The organism is Muriicola sp. (genome assembly GCF_041567615.1).
In the GTDB taxonomy this organism is placed as follows: Bacteria; Bacteroidota; Bacteroidia; order Flavobacteriales; family Flavobacteriaceae; genus Muriicola.
This window is the reverse complement of record NZ_JBFGBM010000204.1, coordinates 1-4,075: the sequence shown is the minus strand read 5'-3', so window position 1 is coordinate 4,075 and position 4,075 is coordinate 1. Positions and strand designations below refer to the sequence as shown.

At 48.4% G+C, this 4,075-nt stretch carries 3 protein-coding genes; 1 reads left to right on the top strand and 2 read right to left on the bottom strand.

What is annotated here, in order from left to right:
- The first annotated feature begins 83 nt into the window (after nucleotides 1-83).
- Nucleotides 84-881, top strand: coding sequence for an anti-sigma factor domain-containing protein (locus ABYP73_RS11815; protein ID WP_372944724.1), 798 nt, complete (start codon nucleotides 84-86; stop codon nucleotides 879-881).
- 30 nt (nucleotides 882-911) lie between these two features.
- On the opposite strand, the gene ABYP73_RS11810 is transcribed toward ABYP73_RS11815, so the two are convergent.
- Both ABYP73_RS11810 and ABYP73_RS11805 read right to left on the bottom strand, forming a co-directional pair.
- Complete coding sequence (locus tag ABYP73_RS11810) at nucleotides 912-3,140, bottom strand: TonB-dependent receptor (protein ID WP_372974456.1); 2,229 nt, start codon at nucleotides 3,138-3,140, stop codon at nucleotides 912-914.
- Nucleotides 3,141-3,184: 44 nt separating this feature from the next.
- On the bottom strand, nucleotides 3,185-4,075 hold an 891-nt coding region (locus ABYP73_RS11805; protein WP_372974455.1), incomplete at its 5' end, for a hypothetical protein.

Below are 4,075 nucleotides of genomic sequence, written 5' to 3'. Positions count from 1 at the left end.
GAGGTTCTGCAAATTCCTCTGGGTACGGTTAAAACGAGGAATCGAAACTGTATTTCCCAGTTGAGGAAAAACATGACGGCAAAATGAGGGATGTTAAGGCATACATAGAATCAGGGATACTGGAACTTTACGTTGCAGGTCAGCTTTCAGAAAAGGAAAACCTGGAAGTTGCCCGATATGCTGACGAATACCCTGAAATTCAGGCCGAGATCATCGAGATCGAAAAGGCCATTCTTGCCTTGACAAGGGAAGCGGCACCGGGATTCAAACCTTCTTTTGACAATATATCACATTCCCTGTCCCAAGGTGATGACAAGGGCATCAGATCCATAGGCGGTTCCCGAATTCTCAGAAAGGAATATCTGGGTTGGGCGGCTTCGTTCCTGCTGGCAATCGGGACTACTTATTTATATTTTCAAAATAAGGAGTTGAATTCGAAGATTCAGCGAGCAGAATCGGAAATCCTGCTTATGGAAGAACAGATCGCCGAGGCGGAAAATTCACTGGAGGGTGCTGAGCAACTCCTGAACACCATAAGGGATAAGAACGTGGTCGTTGTTGCCCTCGGAGGTCAAACGGTCTCTCCGGAGTCCTACGCAAAAGCGTACTGGAATAAAGAAGAAGCTCAGCTGTTTATTGATGCCAAAGGCCTGCCTGCACCGCCCGAAGGTATGGCCTATCAGGTCTGGTCACTCAAACTGGATCCCCTCAGCCCCACCAGCGTGGGACTTCTGGAAGATTTTACCAATGACGACAACGGTATTTTTGCCTTGAGCAATCCAAACGATTCCCAGGCTTTCGGGATCACCCTGGAGCCTGAAGGAGGAAGTGAGTTCCCAACCCTGGAACAGCTTTACGTGCTGGGCAAGGTGACTTCCTAATTACCCCGGTTAAATTTAAGATGAACTCCCCTAGAATGTATACCGAATCCTACCCTGTAGATAGAAGGGGGCTCCGGGGGTAAAATGGATTTCTTCAACAGCCTCAGTCTCTTGCCGCAGTCGTGAGGTGGTTGCAAATTGGGTTTCATTCCACTCCGTGTTGAACAGGTTTTGAACGGAAATTCCCAGGGTAAGGTCGGGGAGCAACTCGTAATTAACATTTGAATCAAAGACCAGATATCCTTCTGCTACAATGGAGTTGTCCTCATTGGCCGGCCGGTCGCCGAGAAAACGATATCGGATCCCTCCTGACCATTTCTTAAGACCAACGGCGGATAAACCTCCTGCGAGGGTGATCCCGGGGGCCAGGGGTATGTAGTCATTTCCATCAACAGCATCGATGCTGCGCGCCCTGGAATAGGTCAGGTCAGAATTGAAATACAACCAGTCGTTGATCTGGTACCTTACCCCCAGGTCTATACCTTGTCGCTCTGAACGACCACTGGGTTCCACGATCCCGGCATCCCCCACATAGACAAATTCCTGTTCGAGGTAGAGATACCAGAGGGCTGCATTGAACACCCACTGAGTTCCTGAGCGGAAGATGGTCCCGGCATCTACACCATATGCTTTTGGCAGTATTTCCCGGTTGTTTTGGCCGAGTACGACCCGGGAATCATTGGAATGAAACCCGATACCCGACTTTAAAAACAGCTGCCAGTTGTTGCTCGGGTTGTAGAGTAAACTCAGTTTAGGAGAAACTACGGTTTTTACGGCACGCTGGTTTTTGTACACATTGCTTAGGGCATTGACATAGCCAAATTCGAAGTGATCGAGGCGCAGCCCGGTAAGCAGGGTAAATCTATCCCACTGCACTCTTGCGTCCAGGTAACCGTATAGATTTGTTTCCTCTACATCCCCCAGTTGTATCCGCTCGCGGATCTCTCTGCGGTTGGCGGTTTTGGAAAGTTCATTGTCCCGGATCAGGTCCGTCCTGAAGCCGGAACCAAGGGTCAAGTCTGCATCGGCAGTACCCCATTGTAAATTTTTGTTCCAGGACGAGTTCAAACCAAACAGATCCCGTGATTCACGCTGAGCGATCTGATCACCATTTTCCGGATCTTCCAGGAAAAAAGTAAAATTGGAAAATAGTTCGAAGTCGTATTGGCTCCAAAAAACATTGGTCTTGAAAATACCTCCATCGCCCAATGCCTTGAAATACTCAAAGTTGAGGTTCGATCTCGATGTAGTACCTCCTTCCGTATCGTCGATGGCTCCAAACCGACTTATAAGACCTTGATCCACGGCCCTTTGAGGGATCTGCCCGGAGGCGTCCCAGTTGCTGGTGAAGTGGGAAACGGTTGCTGAAAATCGGGAATCTCGATCCTGTGAGATGGTGTATTTGCCAAAAAGGTTGATGCGGGAAAAGTTCTGGCTGCTCTCAAAGGGACCGTCAAAGCGGAGAAATTCTGTGGCTATGTATGCTTTTTGAAGTTTTTCATCCACAATGTTGAATAGGCCTAAATTCCTGTTCCAACCAAAATCCCCGTATTCTACCTGCACTGTATTCTTGTCGAGATGATCCCTGGTCCTGAAACCCACATAGCCTGCTGTGGCAAAATTGCCTTTGTCTGCATGGTAGGGACCTTTATCGAAATCTACGGATTGCAGGATTTCCGGGATGACGAAATGCAGGTCGGAATACCCCTGTCCGTGGGCATGGGAGACCATATTGACAGGCATGTTGTCCACGCTGATGGCGATATCCGTTCCGTGGTCGATATCGAAACCCCTCAAAAACAATTGTTCTGCCTTGCCTCCTCCGGCATGCTGACCTATAAACAGGCCCGGAACCTTTTGGAGAATTTCCTGGGAAGAACCCACGGGCTGTACCTTCAGGTCGATTTCAGCCAGGACCGAGAGGGCGTTGATCTCGGGTTGTATGACCACCTCGTTCAATTGAAGGGCAGCTTCTTCCATGACGATGGTCAGACGCTCTGAAAATTGTCTCTCATTTAAGGGTAACACGACCTTTTGGTATCCCAATGCCCCCATTTTCAAAGTATCCCCGGGCCGGGTATCCCTTATGGTAAAGTATCCGTTCTCATTGGTGTGTGCGTGGGTGCTCGAATTTTGATTGAATACATAGGCACCTTCCAGAGGGGTGTTCTCGCTACTGACCAGTGTACCTGATATCTCCTGCCCGGCAAGATCAAACGCAATGAGGGAAATACAAAGACTGATGAGATAGGTTCTCATGAAAATAGATTTTACAAAATAGAGGGGGGGTTCGTGTTTACTGCCTATAGCCTCCCGAGGGATTCTATTTTGGTTATTGTCGAAGGCCCCAGTTCATAACGGGCTTCCGTAACGGCCTTTTTCAGTTCCTCAGATCGCTCTTTCTCGCCCATGGCCTCGTACATCTCATAGAGACGCAGTTGTACAGCGGGCTCAAACGATTTTCCATCGACGTGTTCACGGACGATTTCCATGGCCTTTTGCAGCTCTCCTTTTTTGAAGTACGCGTAGGCCAGGAGGCTATACGTTTCAGGAGTAGCCCTGTTGTTTACCTCTTCCATGGCAAGCTCGAGTGCCTTGTGATAGTTTGTGGTCTCATCGATATAGAATTGAACCTGATGACTAGTATACATACTTCCGTACGCCTTGTTCTGTACAAGGTTGTAGTACTGGTCCAGGTACTCTGCAGCTTCTTCTTCCAAACCTGAGTATTGAGCAATCTCATATTTCAGCAGATAGTGATCCGGTGAGGCATAATTCCGTTCTATAGCATTGAGGATCCTCAACGCTTCCATCCCGTTTTTTTCATGAGAAAAAACGATCCATGTAATGCCCTTTTTTGCGTAGGCGTTGGCGGGATCCAATTCCAGGGTTTTCAGATAATATCGGTAGGATTCGGCTATTCGACCGGCGTGACCGTAGTAATCTGCAATGTTGGAGTAGGACCAGATCTTCAAGGTTCTGTTGTTTGCCGATTCTGCCTTTTGCATGGCCTTTTCCATCAGCATGATGGTGGTATCGAGATCGCCTTTATGATCATTCCATTTAGCGGCACGGATCAGGTATCCGAAGTCCGAGATGTTCCTGATGCTGTCCAGGTATCTTTCGGCCAGTTGGTAATTTCCCAGTTCCATATGGATGTCAAAAAGGAGGCTGTGTGATTCTTTGATCCCGCT